12 protein-coding genes and 2 pseudogenes are annotated in these 17,299 nt (G+C 71.3%); 5 read left to right on the top strand and 9 right to left on the bottom strand.

Annotated elements, in window-relative coordinates:
• The first annotated feature begins 15 nt into the window (after positions 1–15).
• Entirely contained in the window at positions 16–1,347 is a 1,332-nt protein-coding gene (locus O7627_RS15030; protein WP_278094121.1) for a cation:proton antiporter, read from the top strand.
• Here the strand turns inward: O7627_RS15030 and O7627_RS15025 are convergent.
• Together O7627_RS15025 and O7627_RS15020 are read right to left on the bottom strand one after the other, a co-directional pair.
• On the bottom strand, positions 1,259–1,705 hold the full coding sequence (locus O7627_RS15025; RefSeq protein ID WP_278098567.1) for a hypothetical protein: 447 nt from the start codon (positions 1,703–1,705) through the stop codon (positions 1,259–1,261). The genes O7627_RS15030 and O7627_RS15025 overlap by 89 nt on opposite strands.
• A gap of 10 nt (positions 1,706–1,715) precedes the next feature.
• A pseudogene (locus O7627_RS15020) lies at positions 1,716–1,790 on the bottom strand (hypothetical protein); the annotation flags it as partial.
• Positions 1,791–1,844: 54 nt separating this feature from the next.
• On the opposite strand from O7627_RS15020, the gene O7627_RS15015 reads away from it, so the two are divergent.
• Complete coding sequence (locus O7627_RS15015; protein ID WP_278094120.1) at positions 1,845–3,449, top strand: aromatic amino acid ammonia-lyase; 1,605 nt, start codon at positions 1,845–1,847, stop codon at positions 3,447–3,449.
• On the opposite strand, the gene O7627_RS15010 is transcribed toward O7627_RS15015, so the two are convergent.
• Positions 3,345–5,591, bottom strand: a complete 2,247-nt coding sequence (locus O7627_RS15010) for a LuxR C-terminal-related transcriptional regulator (RefSeq protein WP_278094119.1) — start codon at positions 5,589–5,591, stop codon at positions 3,345–3,347. The two genes, O7627_RS15015 and O7627_RS15010, sit on opposite strands and share 105 nt — an antisense overlap.
• 69 nt (positions 5,592–5,660) lie before the next feature.
• Here O7627_RS15010 and O7627_RS15005 point away from each other — a divergent pair, with 69 nt between their 5' ends.
• A complete protein-coding gene (locus O7627_RS15005; protein ID WP_278094118.1) occupies positions 5,661–6,380 on the top strand; it encodes a DUF4386 domain-containing protein in 720 nt (239 codons plus the stop codon).
• 204 nt (positions 6,381–6,584) lie between these two features.
• Here O7627_RS15005 and O7627_RS15000 read toward each other — a convergent pair whose 3' ends face one another.
• Positions 6,585–7,154: an RICIN domain-containing protein gene (locus tag O7627_RS15000; protein WP_278094117.1), complete on the bottom strand. Its 570-nt coding sequence runs from the start codon at positions 7,152–7,154 to the stop codon at positions 6,585–6,587.
• Between the two features lie 227 nt (positions 7,155–7,381).
• Between O7627_RS15000 and O7627_RS14995 the strand changes: the two genes are divergently transcribed.
• The gene (locus O7627_RS14995) at positions 7,382–10,222 is read left to right on the top strand and encodes a BTAD domain-containing putative transcriptional regulator (protein ID WP_278094116.1); all 2,841 of its coding nucleotides are present in this window, start codon (positions 7,382–7,384) and stop codon (positions 10,220–10,222) included.
• A gap of 96 nt (positions 10,223–10,318) precedes the next feature.
• On the opposite strand, the gene O7627_RS14990 is transcribed toward O7627_RS14995, so the two are convergent.
• The 3 genes from O7627_RS14990 to O7627_RS14980 form a co-directional block, all read right to left on the bottom strand.
• Positions 10,319–10,954: a hypothetical protein gene (locus O7627_RS14990; protein WP_278094115.1), complete on the bottom strand. Its 636-nt coding sequence runs from the start codon at positions 10,952–10,954 to the stop codon at positions 10,319–10,321.
• Complete coding sequence (locus O7627_RS14985) at positions 10,954–11,469, bottom strand: SigE family RNA polymerase sigma factor (protein WP_278094114.1); 516 nt, start codon at positions 11,467–11,469, stop codon at positions 10,954–10,956. Before O7627_RS14985 ends, O7627_RS14990 begins: the two co-directional genes overlap by 1 nt.
• A 191-nt stretch (positions 11,470–11,660) precedes the next feature.
• On the bottom strand, positions 11,661–12,587 hold the full coding sequence (locus O7627_RS14980) for an NADP-dependent oxidoreductase (protein WP_278094113.1): 927 nt from the start codon (positions 12,585–12,587) through the stop codon (positions 11,661–11,663).
• Positions 12,588–12,689: 102 nt separating this feature from the next.
• On the opposite strand from O7627_RS14980, the gene O7627_RS14975 reads away from it, so the two are divergent.
• Positions 12,690–13,667 (top strand): helix-turn-helix domain-containing protein, encoded by a 978-nt coding sequence (locus O7627_RS14975; protein WP_278094112.1) that lies wholly within the window; start codon positions 12,690–12,692, stop codon positions 13,665–13,667.
• 8 nt (positions 13,668–13,675) lie between these two features.
• On the opposite strand, the pseudogene O7627_RS14970 reads toward O7627_RS14975, so the two are convergent.
• Both O7627_RS14970 and O7627_RS14965 read right to left on the bottom strand, forming a co-directional pair.
• Positions 13,676–13,819: pseudogene (locus O7627_RS14970) on the bottom strand (transposase); the annotation flags it as partial.
• A 103-nt stretch (positions 13,820–13,922) separates the two neighbouring features.
• Positions 13,923–17,276, bottom strand: coding sequence for a CHAT domain-containing protein (locus O7627_RS14965; protein ID WP_278094111.1), 3,354 nt, complete (start codon positions 17,274–17,276; stop codon positions 13,923–13,925).
• Positions 17,277–17,299 lie beyond the last annotated feature (23 nt).

Raw genomic sequence — 17,299 nt, 5'->3', positions numbered from 1 at the left:
ACCATGGAGGAGTGCATGCCGGCCCATCTCGCCCTGGCGCCACCCGCACCGATGCCCGCGCACCAGTTTCTGCTCTTTCTGCTGCAGGTCGGTTTGCTTCTGGCAACGGCGTTTCTCCTGGGCCGGCTGGCGATACGGATCGGACTGCCGGCCATCGTCGGCGAACTGTGTGCCGGAGTGTTGTGGGGGCCATCGATTCTGGAATCTCTGCTACCCACCGTCTCCCATTGGCTGCTGCCGAACACACCGGAGCAATTCCACCTGCTCGATGCGGTGGGGCAGGTGGGTGTACTCCTGCTGATCGGCATCACCGGTATGCACATGGATCTCGGCCTGATCCGCCGACGTGGTCTCACCGCCGCCCGGATCAGCATCGCCGGGATCGCCGTGCCGCTCGGCTTCGGCATCGGTATCGGTCTCCTGCTGCCCACGTCGCTGATGGCGACCGACGACCGTGGCACCTTCGCGCTGTTCCTGGGCGTGGCGATGGGAGTCAGCGCGATCCCGGTCATCGCCAAGACACTGATGGAGCTGCGGCTGCTGCACCGGAACATCGGTCAGCTCACGCTGAGCGCCGTCATGGTCGACGACATCCTCGGTTGGATCCTGCTCTCCGTGGTCTCCGCGATGGCCACGACCGGCGTCCGTGGCGCTGACCTGACCATGTCACTCGTCTACCTGGTCGTGGTGCTCCTGTCGGCCCGGCTCATCCGGCCCCTGGTCCGGCGGCTGCTTCAGCGGGTCGACCGGAATCCGGACCGCGGCCCCACCATCGCCGTGGTGTGCTTCCTCGTGCTCCTGGCCGCGGCCGCCACGCACGCCACCGGGCTGGAGGCGGTGCTCGGCGCTTTTGTGATCGGCATTGTGATCAGCAGCACCGGCGCACTCAAGCCGGCACGACTGGCACCCTTGCAAACCACCGTCACGTCGGTCCTCGCACCGTTGTTCTTCGCCACGGCGGGGCTGAGGATGGACCTCACCGGACTCGCCGACCCGCAGGTGCTGCTCGCCGCCGTCATCGTGCTGGCGGTTGCGATCACCGGAAAGTTCGCCGGCGCCTACCTCGGCGCGCGGCTGAGCAGACTGAGCCACTGGGAGGGACTCTCACTCGGTGCGGCCATGAACGCGCGTGGTGTCATCGAAGTCATCATCGCCATGGTCGGGCTGCGCCTCGGCGTGCTGACGACTGAGATGTACACCATCATCATCCTCGTCGCGATCGTGACGTCGCTGATGGCGCCGCCGCTGCTCACGAGGTTCATCGCCCGGGTCGAGCAGACCGCGGAGGAACAGCTGCGCCAGGATATGTTCGACGCCGAGGACCCGGAGCGACGACCGTCCGTCTAGCCACCTTCGACCCGGCCGCGGAGCCGGTGCGGGCGTAACGGAAGTCGATCCGGTAGCCGCCGTCGCCGCGCCGGGCGATCCGTTCGACGGTGCCGTCGAGCACCGCGTTCCGCGACTTGAGCTGGTATGTGTCCAGGAAGTTGTTGTTCACCGCGCGCAGGTGCCCGACATAGTGTGACTGCCAGGCCAGCTTGATCGCGTGTGGGCCGGCGACGTGGATGACCGCGGCGGTCTCGATCAGGGCGTCGGCGGTCTCGAAGGCCGAGTTGCCCTTGTCGGGGAAGTAGCGCCGGCTGTAGTTCTTGAAGAGCAGGGCCGGGTCGTCGGTGAGCAACGAGTTCCAGCACCAGATAGTCACGACCGTCGCGATCCAGCAGGGCGGCGAGCTGGAGCCCAGCCGGCCCGGCACCGATAATCAGGTAATCGAGCGTCGCACGGCGCACCGTAACGACCCGATCTCAAAGCGTTCTGAGATTCCATCTCTAGGGTGCGGTCACATGACGACAGAGGTAGACCTCGCGGTCCCGCTGCGGATCGCCGACCTGACCGCCGCGCGCGACCCGGTCAAGGTCGTGGTCGGGCCGGAGGTCCGGGACCGGGTCGCGACCGCCCGCACGTTCCTGTCCGACGTGCTCGGCGACGACCGCGCGGTGTACGGCGCCACCACCGGCTTCGGTCCCCTGGTGGGGTATCCGGGACGGGCCGAGCTGCGCGACCAGGCCGACAACACGCTCGCTCACCTCGGTGCCGGTCAGGGCCCGGACCTCGGACCGGAGGTCGTCCGCGCGACCATGCTGATCCGGGCCCGGTCGCTGGCCCAGGGCGCCTCGGGGGTGTCCCCGCACGTCATCGACGCCCTCACGGCGATGCTCGCGACCACGTTCGTCCCCGCGGTGCCCCGGCTGGGTTCGGTCGGGGCCAGCGGTGACCTGATCCCGCTCGGCGCCGCCGCCCAGGCGTTACGTGGCCGCGGATACGCCTATCTCGACGGGGTACGGCTGCCCGCGGCTGAGGCGTTGGAGAAGGCGGGTCTCGAACCGCTGCCGCTGGACGGCCGGGACGCCCTGGCACTTGTCAACGGCACGTCGCTTACCACCGCGGCGGCGGCACTCGCGCTGGACTCGGTACGCGCCTCGCACCGCGCGGTCCAGACGCTCACCTGCCTGCTCGCCGATCTGCTCGGCAGCGACCCGCAGTTTCTCGATGCCCGGCTCCTGCGGGCGTACGGCCATCCGGGCGCGATCGCGGTGGGCGCGCAGATGCGCCGGATCAGCGCCGGGCTCACCCCCTCCGGCAAGCGTCCGCTGCAGGAGCCGTACAGCATCCGCTGTGCACCGCAACTGCTCGGCGCGGCCGAGGACGCCCTGCGCTACGTCGACTCCGTCGTCAGGGCCGACCTCGACAGCGTCAGCGACAACCCGCTGTTCTTTCCGGACGAGGACCTCGTCGTGCACGGCGGCAACTTCTTCGGGCAGCCGGCCGCGTTCGCCGCCGACCTGCTGTCGATGGTCGTGGCCCAGGTTGGCAACCTCGCCGAACGTCAGCTCGACCTGCTCGTCGACCCGAACCGCAATGGCGGCCTGCCACCGATGCTGGCCGCCGGACCGGGACAGCAGCACGGGCTGCAGGGCGTACAACTGGCGGCGACCGCGCTGGTCGCCGAGATCCGCCGCGACGCCGTACCGGCGAGCATGCAGAGCCTACCCACCAACCTGCACAATCAGGATGTCATTCCGCTCGGCACCCAGGCCGCACTGCGGGCGCTGGACCAGGCCCGGCTGCTGCACATCCTCGTCGGATCGCTCGCGGTGGGACTGCGCCAGGCCGCGTACGTCGGTACGCGTCAGCCGACCGCGCCCGGCTGTGCCGAGGTACTGGCCGCGGTGGCCGCCGCCGTACCGCCCGTCGACCCGGACCGGCCGTTGGACGGTGACGTACGGCGCGCCGCCGATGTCATCGCGACGTTGAACCTCCCTGCGGATCTCATCCCGGCGCCCCTACCGGCGCGCGATCCACGCGGCGATCTGCGCGCGGGAGCCGGCGCCGAGCTTGGTGAGGATGCTGCGGATGTGGCTGTCGACGGTGTGTTCGGAGATCAGTAGGCGGGTGCCGATCTGCTTGTTGGTCAGGCCGTCGGCGACCAGCCGGGCGACCTCGGCCTCGCGTTTGCCCAGGGTCGGCGTTTCGACCGGCGCCGGCTGCTCATCGGGGCGGTCGGGCTCGCCGAGCGCGAACCGGATGGCGGCCGCCCGACTGAGCTGGGTGCCGGCCTCGAACTCGGTCTGGAACCCCTGCTCGCCAATCGTTTGACGCGCCGTCGCCGCCGCCTCGGCGACCAGCGGCCCAAGGTACGGCAGGACGCTCGCGCCGACGCCCGCCCGCACGCTCCGCGCCGCCCCCAGGAGCCGCGCGGCACGTCTCGGCTCGCCGGTGCCCGCCGCCTGACAGCCCAGGATATCGAGCAGGCAGAACTGGGCAACCCGGTCATCTATCTGGCGGGCGATCGACAACGCCTCGACGCACATCGGTTTCGTCTCGGCCAGTTCGCCGGCGTGCAACGCGGCGCAGGCGAGGTTGACGAGCATCATCTCGAGGCCGTACTGGTCACCCACCTCCCGGCTGCCACGGACACCCTCCGACGCTGCCTGCCGCACCTGTTCGAGGTCGCCCGTGAACAGGCCGCCGAGCGCGCGTGCCTGGAGTACGGCGATCGCCGCTGGGTGGTCGCCGGGGCCGGTCGCCACGGCCTGTGCCGCCTGGAGCAGGCGCAGCGCGCGGGTGCGGTCGCCGGCGGTGTTCGCGGCGACCGACGCCATCGACAGGGCCTGTGCCTCGAAGCTGGCGAGCCCGGCCGCGCGCGCCGCCGTCACCGCCTGATCCAGAACCGGGCGGGCCGCCGCCGTGTCGAACTGCAACACGGACAGGAAACCCCGCAGGAACAGCGCGACGGGGTTGCCGGACGTTCCCAGGCTCTCGAACCACCGAATGCCCTCGCTGGTCGCCCTGGTGATCCAGTACCAGGCGAGGGAGGCGGTGAGCTCGAGTCCGTGTTCGCGATCGTCGCGCGCCACACAGCGCCGCAGGACCGCGCGAACATTGTCGATCTCGAGGTCCATCCAGCCGAGCCACTCGGCAAGGCGGTACCGGACCTGCGGAGTCCACTCAAGACAGGCCAGTCGGTAGTGCTCGGCGCAGCGCGCCTCGACCGCGTCCTCCTCACCGGACTCGCGAAGCCTGCGGCGGGCGTACTCGCGCATCGTCTCATGGAGCCGGTAGCACGCCACGCCCCGAGCCTCCTGCTTCACGACCATCGACTTGTCGACCAGGGATGAGAGCGGGTCGAGCGCCTGGTCGCCGGTGACCGCCTCGACGTCGGCGAGCGTGAACGGGCCCGCGAACACGCACAACCGCCGTAGCAGCGTCTGTTCGCCGGGGGTCAGCAGGTCGTGACTCCAGTCGATGGCGGTACGCAGCGTCTGGTGGCGCGGCAACCCCGGACCGCCCCCGGTGAGCAGGCCGAACCGGTCGGCGAGGCGGCCGACGATCTGTTCGACGGTGAGGACCCGCGTCCGTACCGCCGCCAGCTCGATCGCCAGGGGCAGCCCGTCGAGCCGCCGGCAGATCTCCACCACGGCCGCCTGGTTGGCGGCGGTCACCTCGAAGCCGCCGGATCCAGCCGCGGCCCGCTCGGTGAACAGCATGACCGCCTCGTTGTGCGACACCTGACGCTCGGTCGAGTCGGCCGGCGGCACCGGCAGCGGCGGCACCGGCGCCACGTGCTCCCCCGCCACCGACAGCGGCTCGCGGCTGGTGGCGAGCACCCGCACACCGGGAGCGGTACGGAGGAGATCGGTCACCAGCAAGGCGACCGCTTCGCCCAGGTGCTCGCAGTTGTCCAGCACCAGCAGCAGCTTCCGGTCACGCAGGTGCGCAAGCAACAGCTCCCGTGGCTCGGACGCGACCTGATCCCGCAGGTCCAGCGCGGCCAGGACGGCATTGCTCACCAACGCTGGTTCGCGCACCTCCGCCAGCTCCACCCACCAGGCGCCGTCGGTGAAGCCACGGCCGAGAGTGGTCGCCGCCCGGACCGCCAGCCGGGTCTTGCCGACACCGCCGGGTCCGGTGAGGGTGACCAGGCGGGCCCTGGCGAGCTTTCCGCGTACCTCGGCAAGCTCACGTTCACGGCCGACGAAGCTGGTCGCTTCGGCCGGCACGTTGCCTGGGCGGCGGGCGGGTCTGGCCATCCTGGCCAGCAGAGTACCCACGAATTCGCGTGATGTCCGCACGGTCCGCCGCCAACCTAGCCTGACCTGATGAATGACGCCGTACGCCCCGCTCTCCTCGCCCGGATCGCCGGGCTCTGCTATCTCCTGGTCATCGCCGGTGGGTTGTTCGCCGAGATGGCGGTACGAGGCACGCTGGTCGTCCCCGGGGACCCGGCGGCGACCGTCGAGGCGATCGCGGAGAACGAGACGCTGTGGCGCTGGGGGCTGGCGGTCCACCTGCTCTACCTGCTGCCCGCCCTGGTGGTCAACGTTCTGGTCAGCGAGCTGTTCAAGTCGGTACAGGCGACCCTCGCGCGACTCGCGCTCGCCTGCGCCGTCACGTCCGTGGCGATCGAGGCGATGAGCCTGCTGCAGATGTACGTGCCGGCCGCGATGCTGCGGGAACGCGATGCGCTCGGCGGGCCGGACGAGGCGCTGGCATACCTGGCCGTCCGGCTGTTCTCGGCCGGATTCGGCATCGCGCTCGTCCTGTTCGCCGGGTTCTGCGTGCTGGTCGGCGTGCTGATCCTCGGAAGCCGGCGCGTGCCACGGATCATCGGATGGCTGATGGTCGCGGCGGGGATCGCCTACGTCGTGAACACGTTGACCTTCGTGGTCGCACCCGGGGTGCAGGAACGGCTGGTTCCGCTGATCCTGCTTCCGAGCCTGGTGGGGGAGCTGTCGCTGGCGCTGTGGTTCCTCCTCCGGGGCGACCGGCTCAACGACCGCCACGACTCACCGGAAGTCCTGACCTCGATCGCCCGGTGACGGTCAGCACCGCCCTCCCCGGCGACCCCTGCCAGCGTCGCCGGGCCGCCGGAGTCTGCTGCCGACAGCCGCAGCGGTCGGCCCCGGCCAGAACGGCCGCAGCGAGGCTCCGGGGGCGTGCCGTAGTTCGGCGCGCCCCCGGAGCCTCGCTGCGGGATGGTGGCGTCCGCGCGCCGCGTCACCCGGTAGGCGGAAGCTGGCGCCTCACGACCAGGCGGTCAGCACCCACCGCTGGTCGAAATTGGTGCTGCACTGCCACTGGATCGCCTGCACGTTGGCCATGCTGCTGGCCGGGATCGCCAGGCACTTGTCGCTGTTCCGATTCTTGATCTGGTAGATGCCGAGGGTGCCGCCGTAGAAACCCCAGACCTGGTCCGCGAGACCCGGCCGGTGATCCCACTGAATCGCCGGGTCACCATTGCTCCGACCGGAGCGGCTGATGCCCATGGCCTTCCAGGAAGACGTGTATGCGTTGCGGACGTACACCCAACCGGTGCCGTATTCGTTCGCGGGGGTGAACGTCCACGCCTGTGCCTGATCGCCCCGCCGCTGCTCCCACTGAACGACCGGAGCGCCGCTGGCACTGCTGCGCACCGTCAGCACCTTGCCGCTGTTCAGATTCGAGATGTAGTGCCACTCCGCGGCCGCGGCGGAGGTGCCCCCCGACACCTGCGCCCGCAGTTCGGCCAGGCTCACCGGATCCCCCGACAGCGCGGGCGCGGACTCCGCACGCGCGGGAGCCCCCACCCCGAGGACCGCGGCGACGGCTGCCACGAGCACTACTGCCAGTTGCCGGCGGCTGGTTCCGGCGAGTTGGCGATGAATTCTTCGCACGACATCCCCCTCGTGTCCCGGCGGGCGGCCCGGTGGCCGACGTCGTCCGCCGAACCCTACGAGGGCGAAGATTAAGGGCGGTCCCTACCGCCGGACTCTCGGTCTCCTCTCGCCCGCCGAGAGGGCGGACCGACCACGATGCGAGCGGGGTCGATAGGTTGCCTCGCATGAGGTATCGGATCCTCGGTGGACTCGCCGTCCGGGACACGGAGGTCACCGCCGGCCGCGACCGGGTGGTGCTGGCCATGCTGTTGCTGCATTCCGGCCGCGGCGTCGGCGTCGACGCCCTCGTCGACGCGGTCTGGCAGGAACGGCCGCCGGCCACCGCCCGGGCGCAGCTGCACACCTGCGTGTCCCGGCTGCGTCGGGCGCTGCCCGCCGACAACATCCGGACCGTCCCGGCCGGTTACCGCCTCGACGTCGCCGACGACGACCTGGATGCCCTGGTGTACCACCGGTTGGTCGCCGCCGCCCGGGCCGAACCCGACCCGGACAGCGCGGCCGCCCTGCTGCGCCAGGGTCTCGACCTGTGGCGCGGCCCGGCGCTCGGCGACATCGACAGCCCCGCGGTCCACCGGCTGGCCGCCGCACTGGACCAGCACTACGCCACCGCGGTGGAGGACTGGGTCGAGTTGGAGCTCACCGTCGGCGGTGAGCGGGTCCCGCCGGCCGACCTGCATCGCCTGGTCGAGCGGTTCCCGACCCGGGAGCGCCTGCGCGGCCAGCTGATCCGCTCGCTGTACGCCGGCGGGCGCCGGGCCGACGCGCTGGCCGAGTACCGGCGGACCCGGGCGGCGCTCGTTGACGAGCTGGGCATCGAACCGGGCCCGGAGCTGCAGGCGCTGCACCGGCAGATGCTGGCCGGCGAGCTGCCCGCCGCGCCGGTGCCCGCGGGTGCCGCGCCGATCCGCTGCCTGCCCCGGGCGGTCGGCGACTTCACCGGCCGGACGGCCCTGCTCGACCGGTTCCGCACCCAGGTGGACACCGCGCCGCCCGGCCCGTCGGTCCACGTCTTCGACGGCATGGCCGGCGTCGGCAAGACCACGCTGGCGATCCGGCTCGCCGAACTCGCGGTCGACCGCTATCCGGACGCACACCTGTTCATCGACCTGCACGGGCACAGCGACCGGGAGGCGGTCGATCACGGCGCGGCCCTGAGTACCCTGCTGCGGCAGCTCGGCGTTGCGGCCAACCGGATCGCCGGGCCGATCGACCAACGGACCGCCCAGTGGCGCAGCGAGCTGGCCCGGCGCCGTACCGTGCTGGTCCTCGACAACGCGGCCACCAGCGCGCAGGTCCTGCCGCTGCTGCCGGGCTGCGGCGACCACCTGACGCTGGTGACCAGCCGGCACCGGCTCACCGGCCTGGACGGCGTCCGGACGCAACCGCTGGCGGTGCTGACCGAAGCGGAGGCGGCCGACCTGTTCATTCGGATCGTCGGCGAGCGCGCCGTAGCCGAGCCGGTGGCGGTGAGAGAGGTGGTGCGCCGCTGTGGACTGCTGCCGCTCGCCGTACGGTTGGCCGCGGCCCGGCTGTCCCGCCGCCGCCGCTGGCGGGTCGCCGACCTGCTGGACCGCCTCGGCGACACCGCGCTGGCCGAGTTGACCGCCGAGGACCGCACCGTGGCGGCGGCGTTCGCGCTGTCGTACAACCAGCTGGCGACGCCGCTGCAACGGCTGTTTCGGCTGCTCGGCCTCTACCCCGGCGAACGGTTCGACGCGCCGGTCGCGGCAGCCCTGGCGGATCTGCCGCGCGACGACGCCGAGGACCTGCTGGCCGAGCTCGCGGATGTCAACCTGGTCGAGGAGCAGGACTTCGCGACGTACCGGCTGCACGACCTGATCCGGCAGTACGCCGCCACGCTGGCCGCGGCGGACCAACCGGAGCGGCAGGCCGCCCTACGGCGGCTGTTCGACCACGCCACGCACGCCGCCGCGACGGTGGCCCGACCGTTGGAGTCCCCGTACAGCCTGCGGACGATGGAGCTGGACCCGCCACTGCGGCCGGATCTGCTGCCCGGCGGGGAGCTGGACCAGCGCCGGTGGCTCGACCGCAACCGGTGCGACCATCTCTCGATCGTGCGACTGGCGGACGCGACCGGTGCCACCCGGTGCGTGTGGCAACTGGCCCGCGCGGCGTGGCGGATGTGGTACCTGGCCGCCGAGTACGACGAGCTGATCGAGGCGCACCGGCTGGGCCTGGCGGCCGCACGCCGGGACGGCGACCTCCGGATGACCGCCGTGATGGCGAACTACCTGGCATCGGGTCTGTTCCGCACCGGCCGGGCGCGGAAGGCGGTCGACCTGGTGCAGACCGCCTATGAGAACTTCAGCCGGCTCGGTGACGTGAACTCCGCCAACACCTGTCTGGCAAACCTCGCCACGCTGCGGTACCTGCTCGGCGACATCGAGGGCGGTTACCGGGCGGCCCGGCGGGTGCTCGACCACGCCCGCGCCTGCGCCGAACCGGAGGACATGACCAATCCGCTGAACACGCTCGGCCTGGCGGCGGCCCGGCGGGGCGACCTCGCGGAGAGCCTCGACTGGTTCCGAAGGGCGATGTTCCTCGCCGGCGTCGCCGGGGTCGACGCCGAGCGGTACAACACCTTCGGCAACGTGGCCGCCACCCGGATGCGGATGGGCCACCGGCCGGCCGAGCGGATGCTGCGCCTGGCGCTCAGCCTCAACCTGCGGAACGGCTACAAGCCGGCCGCGGCGGAGGCGGCCGGTGCGCTCGGTGTCCTGTACCGCCGGCAGGGCCGGTTCGCCGACGCCATCGCCCGGCACCGGACGGCCATCGAGGTGATCGACGGCCTGCACGACCGCCAGTTGGCCGCCCAGGTGCACCTGGAATACGGCGAAACCCTCCTCGCGGCCGGCCGGCGGGACGCCGCGGCGGAGCTGTTCCGCCGCGCCGCGGCGCACGCCGCCGCCGCGGAGGCCGGGCACGAGCAGGCCCGCTCCCACGCCGGGCTACGGGCGCTGACCGAGTATCCCAATGGCCGGTGAATGCGCCCGGACCAGCGGCTGCTGCACCAGCCCGGTCAGATTAAGCAGATCGACTGGGCGCGGGCGTGGTTGACGCCAGCGGCCGGACAGCATGCATCAGTCGTGGGGGCGTACGACGCCTGGCTGGACGTGGATCCCGTCGGCGAACTCGACGATGTCCTGCTGGGTCCACCCACGGGCGTCCCAGATCTGCACCAGCATCCAGACGCCGTCGGGCTGCTTGACCCACAGGTTCTTGCCGCCGTACTGGCCTTCAGCGGCATTGAGCACGCCGGGCTTGCCGCCGACATCGAGCTGCGTACCGGTCGGGGTGGAGTGGTCGCTCTTCGGCTGCAGAGTGATGAGGATCTTGTCGACGTAGACGTTTGGGCTCTTGTTCGCCGCGTTCTCTGGCGCGATCGTCAGATTGGCGGCGTCGCCGCCTTGGATCTCCCAGCCCGCTGGGACTTTGTCGATCGTGAAGCCTTGTGGCTGTTTGCCCTCGTAGGCCACGAGGCGGGTAGCGAAGACTTGGGCCGGTGCGTTGTTCGCAGTGGTGGTCGGGCCGGTCTGGGTGCCGATGGTGACGGCGGCGGCCAGCGCGGCGACCGCGAAGGCCGAGGCACCGAGCGTGCGGACGGACCGGCGACGGCGCAGCGCCCGGCGGCCCCGGGCCAGGTCGGCGTCGGCCTCGGCGGCCGACGGCTCGGCGGCCGGGCCGGCGATCCGGGCAAGCCGGTCGTGCAGATCCATCATCGGGTGACTCCTATCGGGGAAAACTCGTCAAGGGCGGCCCGCAACCGGTCCAGGGCGCGGGCGGTCTGGCTCTTCACCGTTCCCTCGGAGCAGCCGAGGGCGTCGGCGGTGTCGGCTACGGAAAGGTCATAGAAGTAGCGGAAAACCACCGCGGCGCGCATCTTTGGTGGCAGGTCGCGAAGGGCCGCGCGCAGGCCGTCGTCGAGGTCGCCGCCGCCGCCCGGTTCGGCGCGGGGCCGGTCCGGAAGTTCCGCTACCGAACGTTCGTGGCGGCGCCACCACCGACGGCGTTCGTCGGTGAACGCGTTGACGAGGGTTCGGCGCAGGTAGCCCTCGACGTTGTCCGCCCGCCGGAACGCCGGCCAGGCGAGGTACAGCTTGGTCAGGGTGGACTGAACCAGATCCTCGGCCAGATGCGCGTCACCCGCGGTCAGCAGCGTCGCCGTGCGTACCAGCCCGGCGCGATGACTGAGCACGAAGTTGTGGAACTGCTCGTCACGGTCAGATTTCACACCCGCCCTCCTTCACTCTCACAGCCCCATGACGATTCGCAAGCAAGCGGGGTTGCATGGCGGAGAACGAACACCCCCTGGCACCGCCGTCATCTTCCGCGACCGCGACCTCGGGCGTGGGCAGGTGCGAGGACGCCCGGACGTGGCCGATGAGCGGATGCTCTCTGGCTTGGCAGGATTGGCGCGGGAGGTCAGGGTTTCAGGATGATCTTTCCTGTGGTACGGCCGGCCTGGCCGATCTCGTGGGCCTCGGCGGCCTGTTCGAGGGGCAGTACTGTGTGCACCTCCACGCGGAGCTGTCCTACGGCGACGAGGTGAGCGAGGGATGTGAGCCCGGCGCGGTCCGGCTCGACGATCATGAATCGGGCGCGTCTGCCGTGCCGCGCTGCCTCCTTCTCCAGGTACGTCTCGGCCGGTGAGGCAAGGGCGACCAGGATGCCGCCTGGGCGCAGGGTCCGCAGTGAGCGCGGCCCGTACTCTCCGCCGATCGGGTCGATGACCACGTCGAGGTCGTGGAGGCGTTCGGTGAAGTCCGTCGTGGTGTAGTCGATGACCTCGTCGGCACCCAACCCGCCGACGAAGGTGTGTTTGGCGGCGGTCGCGGTGCCGATCACGTACGCGCCGCGCGCCTTGGCCACCTGCACGGCGAGGTGGCCGACGCCGCCCGCGGCCGCGTGAACCAGTACGCGCTGGCCCGGTCGGACGTCAGCGACGTCGACGAGGGCCTGCCAGGCGGTGAGCCCGGCGAGTCCCAAACCGGCCGCCTCGACGTGGGACAGCACGCCGGGTTTGCGGGCGAGGTGGCGCGACGGCGCCGTGACGTACTCGGCGTAGGTACCGGCCGCCTGCGGTAGCCGTGGCACTCCGAAGACCTCGTCACCAGGCCGGTACAACGCGGCACCGGCACCGGTGGCCTCGACCACGCCGGACAGGTCCCAGCCCAGCCGCACCGGCCGGCCGAGCAGGCCGCCGGTCGCCCGGTGCCAATAGTCGGTCGGGTTGACCCCGACCGCGTGGACGCGGACCAGTACCTCCGCCGGTCCGGGCTCGGGAGGTTCGACCTCCACCAGCTTGAGGACCTCGGGCCCGCCGAGCCGGTCCTGTTCGATCGCACGCATCGCAAGCCCCTCTGTAGGTCCTCAGCTGTGTGCGATCCAGCCTGTCGGCACGGTGGTCGCGGTTCGAGTGGCCGGATCGCCAATATGTGAAAGGATCTGGCCATGCATCGCGTGGTCGTCCTGGCGCTCGACGGCGTGTACCCGTTCGAGCTGAGCATTCCGGTCCGTATCTTCGGTACCGCTGCCGGCCCCGACGACGAACCCCTGTACCAGGTCGTCACCTGCAGCATCGACGGCGGACCAGTCGCCACCAGCGCGGACTTCACCGTGGCCGTCCAACACGGCCCCGAGGCGATCGACACGGCCGACACACTGGTGCTACCGCCCTTCGTGTGCGATCCGGTCGACGACCAGGACTGGCTACCCGAGCCCGTCGCGGCGGCGCTGCGCCGGCTGCGGCCGGGTACCCGCATCGTGTCGATCTGCACAGCCTCGTACGTGCTGGCCGCCGCCGGCCTGCTCGACGGCCGACCGGCGACGACACACTGGAACAACGCCGAACACTTCCAGCGGACCTTCCCGGACGTACAGGTCGATGCCGATGTGCTCTTCACCGACGACGGGGAGGTGCTCACCGCGGCCGGCGTCGCCTCCGGCGTCGATCTGTGTCTGCACCTCGTACGCCGCGACCACGGCAGCGCCGCCGCCAACCGGGTGGCCCGGCTGTGCGTCGTGCCGCCGTGGCGCGAGGGCGGCCAGGCACAGTTCATCGACCGTCCGGTGCCCGAACCGGCAACCACGACCACGTCCGAGACCCGGCAGTGGGCGCTCGGCCAGCTACACCGGCCGATCACCCTCACCGAATTCGCCCGGCACGCCCGCATGAGCGTCCGCACGTTCTCGCGACGCTTCCGCGCCGAGGTCGGCATGACACCGGTGCAGTGGCTCGCACGGCAACGGGTCGAACACGCCCGCCGGCTGCTGGAGACGACCGACCTACCGGTCGACCGGGTCGCCACCGAAGCCGGCTTCGGCACCGCCGCCTCCCTCCGCCAGCACCTGACCGGCGCGATCGGGGTCTCACCAACGGTGTACCGGCAGACGTTCCGCACCACGGTATCGACGGCCCGCGCGCCGTGACATCCGCTGAAGAACGCACGCAACGGGCCGGGAGCGCGGGTGGCGGACCAGGCGGCTTCGACCAGGACGCCGCGCACGTGCACCCGTCCGGCCATGCTGATCCGGCCGTGCACCGGTGCCGAGTCGGACTGGCGCACCTTCGGGTTGAGCCCGACACATTGGTGACGAGCTTCTCCGCGTCACGGAAATCGACACACCCCGCTCGCGCCGACCGACCCGCAAACCATGCTTCAAGAGGCGCCATGGGGCGTGGAATTATGGCCCGCTGTGGATGAACGGGGCCCAGAGGTCGGGGCGGTCTGGGTTCGTCGCGCGTAGGTGGCGGGTTACCTGGTGCAGGACCGCGGCGGCGTCGTCTGCAGCGGGTGAGTCGGGCAGCCCGCGGTAGAAGGCGCGGGCGGCTTTGAGGGCGGTGCTGTCGTCGAGTGGCCATAGGCATGCCACCACGTGCCGGAAGCCGGCGAGTTGGAAGGCGGATACCGGGTGCAGCACTTCGTCGGCGTATCGGATGCCGTGGTTGGCGGTGGAGCAGGCGGACAGGTAGGCGAGTTCCGCTTCGGGTAGCTGGAGGCTGCCGATCTCGGGTAGGCGCAGTGTCCGGTCGAACAGTCGCAGGCCACTGTCGGTCTGGGAGATTGGGTCGAGGACGTTGTGGCAGGCGAAGTGTGCCCATGTGGCGGCCTTGATGGCTGGCACTACTCGGTCGGCGGTGGCCTGTTCGCCGGTGAGTACGGTGCTGCCAAGCGCGGCGGCCTCGCGGGAGGCTGCGGGTAGGTCGGGAAGACCGGGTGTGTGCGGTAGTGCCACGGTGAGGCGTAGGCGCTGGGTGGCGGGTGGCCGTGTACGGGTTGCTCGCAGGGCGCGCAGGGACGGTGTGTAGGAGGAGACGAGCAGGTCGGGGGCGGTGCCGGCCGCGTGTAGCGGGAGTAGACCGAGCGGGCCGGTCGGAAGCCACCACACCCGGCACGGTGCCGCCTCCGTGACGGTCAGCGCGGCGACAACCGGGTCCACGACGACCTCGGCTAGCCAGGCCAGGATCTCGCGTACGACTCCGCTGCGGCGCCGTGCGGTCGCCGGCGACGGCTGGCCTTCGAAAGCGTCGAGGAGTCTTGATACGCGAGCGTTGACGTCGGACAGTCGTAGGGCGGGCAGTTCGACCAGTGACGGCGGGGTGTCCGGTTGGATGATGACCGCGTCGCTGCGGTGCCGGCTCGCGTTGACCAGTACCGCGCGGCCACCCGTTACGGCAAGGCGTAGGTCCGTGTGGCGCGGTGCGGCCAGGAACCTCTCCAGACGGGGCAGTTGCCGGATTTCGGCGAGCAGCGCGTCGTAGTCGGCCCACCACCGCCGTCGCTCGTCGACGGGGAAGTCCGGCGTGTTGAGTCTTTCGCACACCCAACCGAACCGGTCCGCGAGGCGTGGGTTGTGTTCGGCCAGCTCCACCAAGTCGACGCGGGTGTTCGCCTGACTCGCGAGTAGCACGCCTCGACCTAGCTCGGCGACCTCGACCGCCCCGCTGGGGTCGCCGGCCGCGCAGTGTGCGGCCACGGCGTCGCCGACGAGCCCTGCGAGCCGGCCGTACCGGTGCTGCTGGTCGGCCCATCCGGCTTCCCGTGGCGCCACGGACGGTAGCAGCGCGACCGCCTGGTCGAGTAGCTTGACGGCCAGCGGTGCGTCGCCGGTCGCGAGCGCGAGTGAGCCGGCGGCATGGTGGGCGGTCGTGCGGTCGAGAGGTGCCGCGCCCAGTGTCTCGACGACCCGGGCGGAGAGGTCGCGGAGCTGGCCCGGATCCAGCGCGGTGACCCCGCGTTCGAGGTGGGCGGCGCAGGTGGTGGCAAGGAACCGTGAGCGGCCGGGGTGGTTGGCCGGAACGCTTGCCAGTGCCCGTTCACTCAGGTCGATCGCCGCGTCCGCGTCGCCGGTCACGCCGGCGAGCCGGTAGCGGTCAAGTCGCATCTCGGCGAGCAGCGCTTGCCGACCGGGCAGCTGCGCGTGGTCGGCGGGAGTACCGGACAGGGCTCGCGCGGCCAGTTCGACCGCCCGGTCCAGATCTCTCTCGCGGTTCGCACTGCGGTGGCGGCACCAGTACGCGGTTGCGAGTCGCACCTGCCGCGCGGCTAGCCCGATGTCGGTGCCGGTCGTCGCCCGCTCGCCGATCGCGACCGCCTGGTCGAGGTCGGTGATGTCGCCGGTGACGAGGTAACGCTGCTGGTAGGCCTCGCCCAGTGTGGACAGCCACGGCGGTGGCCCATCGGGCGTGAGTGCCCTCTTAGCCAGGTCGATGGCCTGAGCCAGGTCGGCGAGTACGCCGGTGTGCGTGTGCCGGGTGAGGTGGACGGCCGCCAGGTCCATGGTCACGGCGGCCCGTTCGGGGTGAACAGGCGAGATCGCGGCGAGCACCCAACGGGCCAGCGTCACGGCCCGATCCAGGTCGGTGCTGTCGCCGGTGGTGAGGTGACGCTGGTGGAGCGCCCTGGCGAGGCCCCGCAGGAGCGACGGGCGGGCTCGGTCGTCGTCGGCCAGTGTCGCCAGCGCCTGCTCGTAAAGATCGACTGCGCGGTGTATGTCCTCCGTCGACCGGCTTCGCTCGTGCCGCTTGAGGAGGACGGACGCCGCGACCGCGAGGTGGGCGCCGCGGTCGGGGTCGTCCCGGGGCAGCCCGGACACGGCCCGTTCGCTGAGGGTGGTTGCGCGCCGCAGGTCCGACCGGGCACCGGTGCGCTCGTACCTCAGCAGTAGAGCGCCGCTGAGATTGAGCAGCAGTGCGGGGCTTGCCTGGTCGCCGGCGTGCGTGACTGCCTGGTCGGTCAGCGTCACCGCCCGATCGACATGCGTGGGGTCTCCGGTCTGCTCGTACCGCTGTCGATAGGCCTCGCCCAGCTCGCCCAGCGCGGCCACGTCGGCCCCGGTGACTGCTAGCCGCCGTTCCAACAGGCCGACGGCACGCCGCAGGTCGCCGGATCTGCCGCGAAGACGGTAGCGGCACCGGTAGGCGGCGGCCAGATGCGTCCACACCGCCGGGGCCGCCTCGCCGCGCCCGTCGGCGATCTCGGCCGCCTCCTCGCCGGCGACGACTGCGGCGTCGAGGTCGGCCTCGGCGCCGTTGCGCTCGAACCGGCGCCGTAGGGCGAGGCAGAGGTGGGAAAGCCGCACGCCGCGGCGGCAGTCCCGCCGCGGCGACGCCTTCGCGGCTGGGGTCATCAGCAGGATCGCCGCGTCGAGCAGGGCTGGATCGGGCAGCCGCGCTGAAGCCGCCAGCAGCGCCTGCGCCGCCTCTGCCTGGGCATCCGGGTCGGTGAACCGCCCGACCAGCGGGTGCAGCTCGGCCGGCACGGCATGATGGTCGTCCGCGACGGCGTCCAGACACACCAGGGCCCGGGCCAACTCGGCATGGCGTCTATCGTCGGCCGACTCTCCGTGCCGCCTGTAGTGCAGCCAGCCCAGCGCGCTGCATGCCATGAGAAACAGTGCCTCCAGCGACGCCGAGGCGGAGTCCAGGTCGACGCCGCGCACCGCCCGCCACAGCGCCGCCGCGTCCCGGTTGGCGGTGGCGTCGAGAATCGCGGCCGGATCACCGGAGCTGTGGTAGTCCTCGACCCAGGCGGTCACCCGCCCTATGAGCTCCTCCATTG

Source organism: Solwaraspora sp. WMMD1047 (assembly GCF_029626155.1).
GTDB lineage: Bacteria > Actinomycetota > Actinomycetes > Mycobacteriales > Micromonosporaceae > WMMD1047.
Note: the sequence above shows the minus strand (reverse complement) of the source record. Positions and strands in the feature narration are given on the sequence as shown.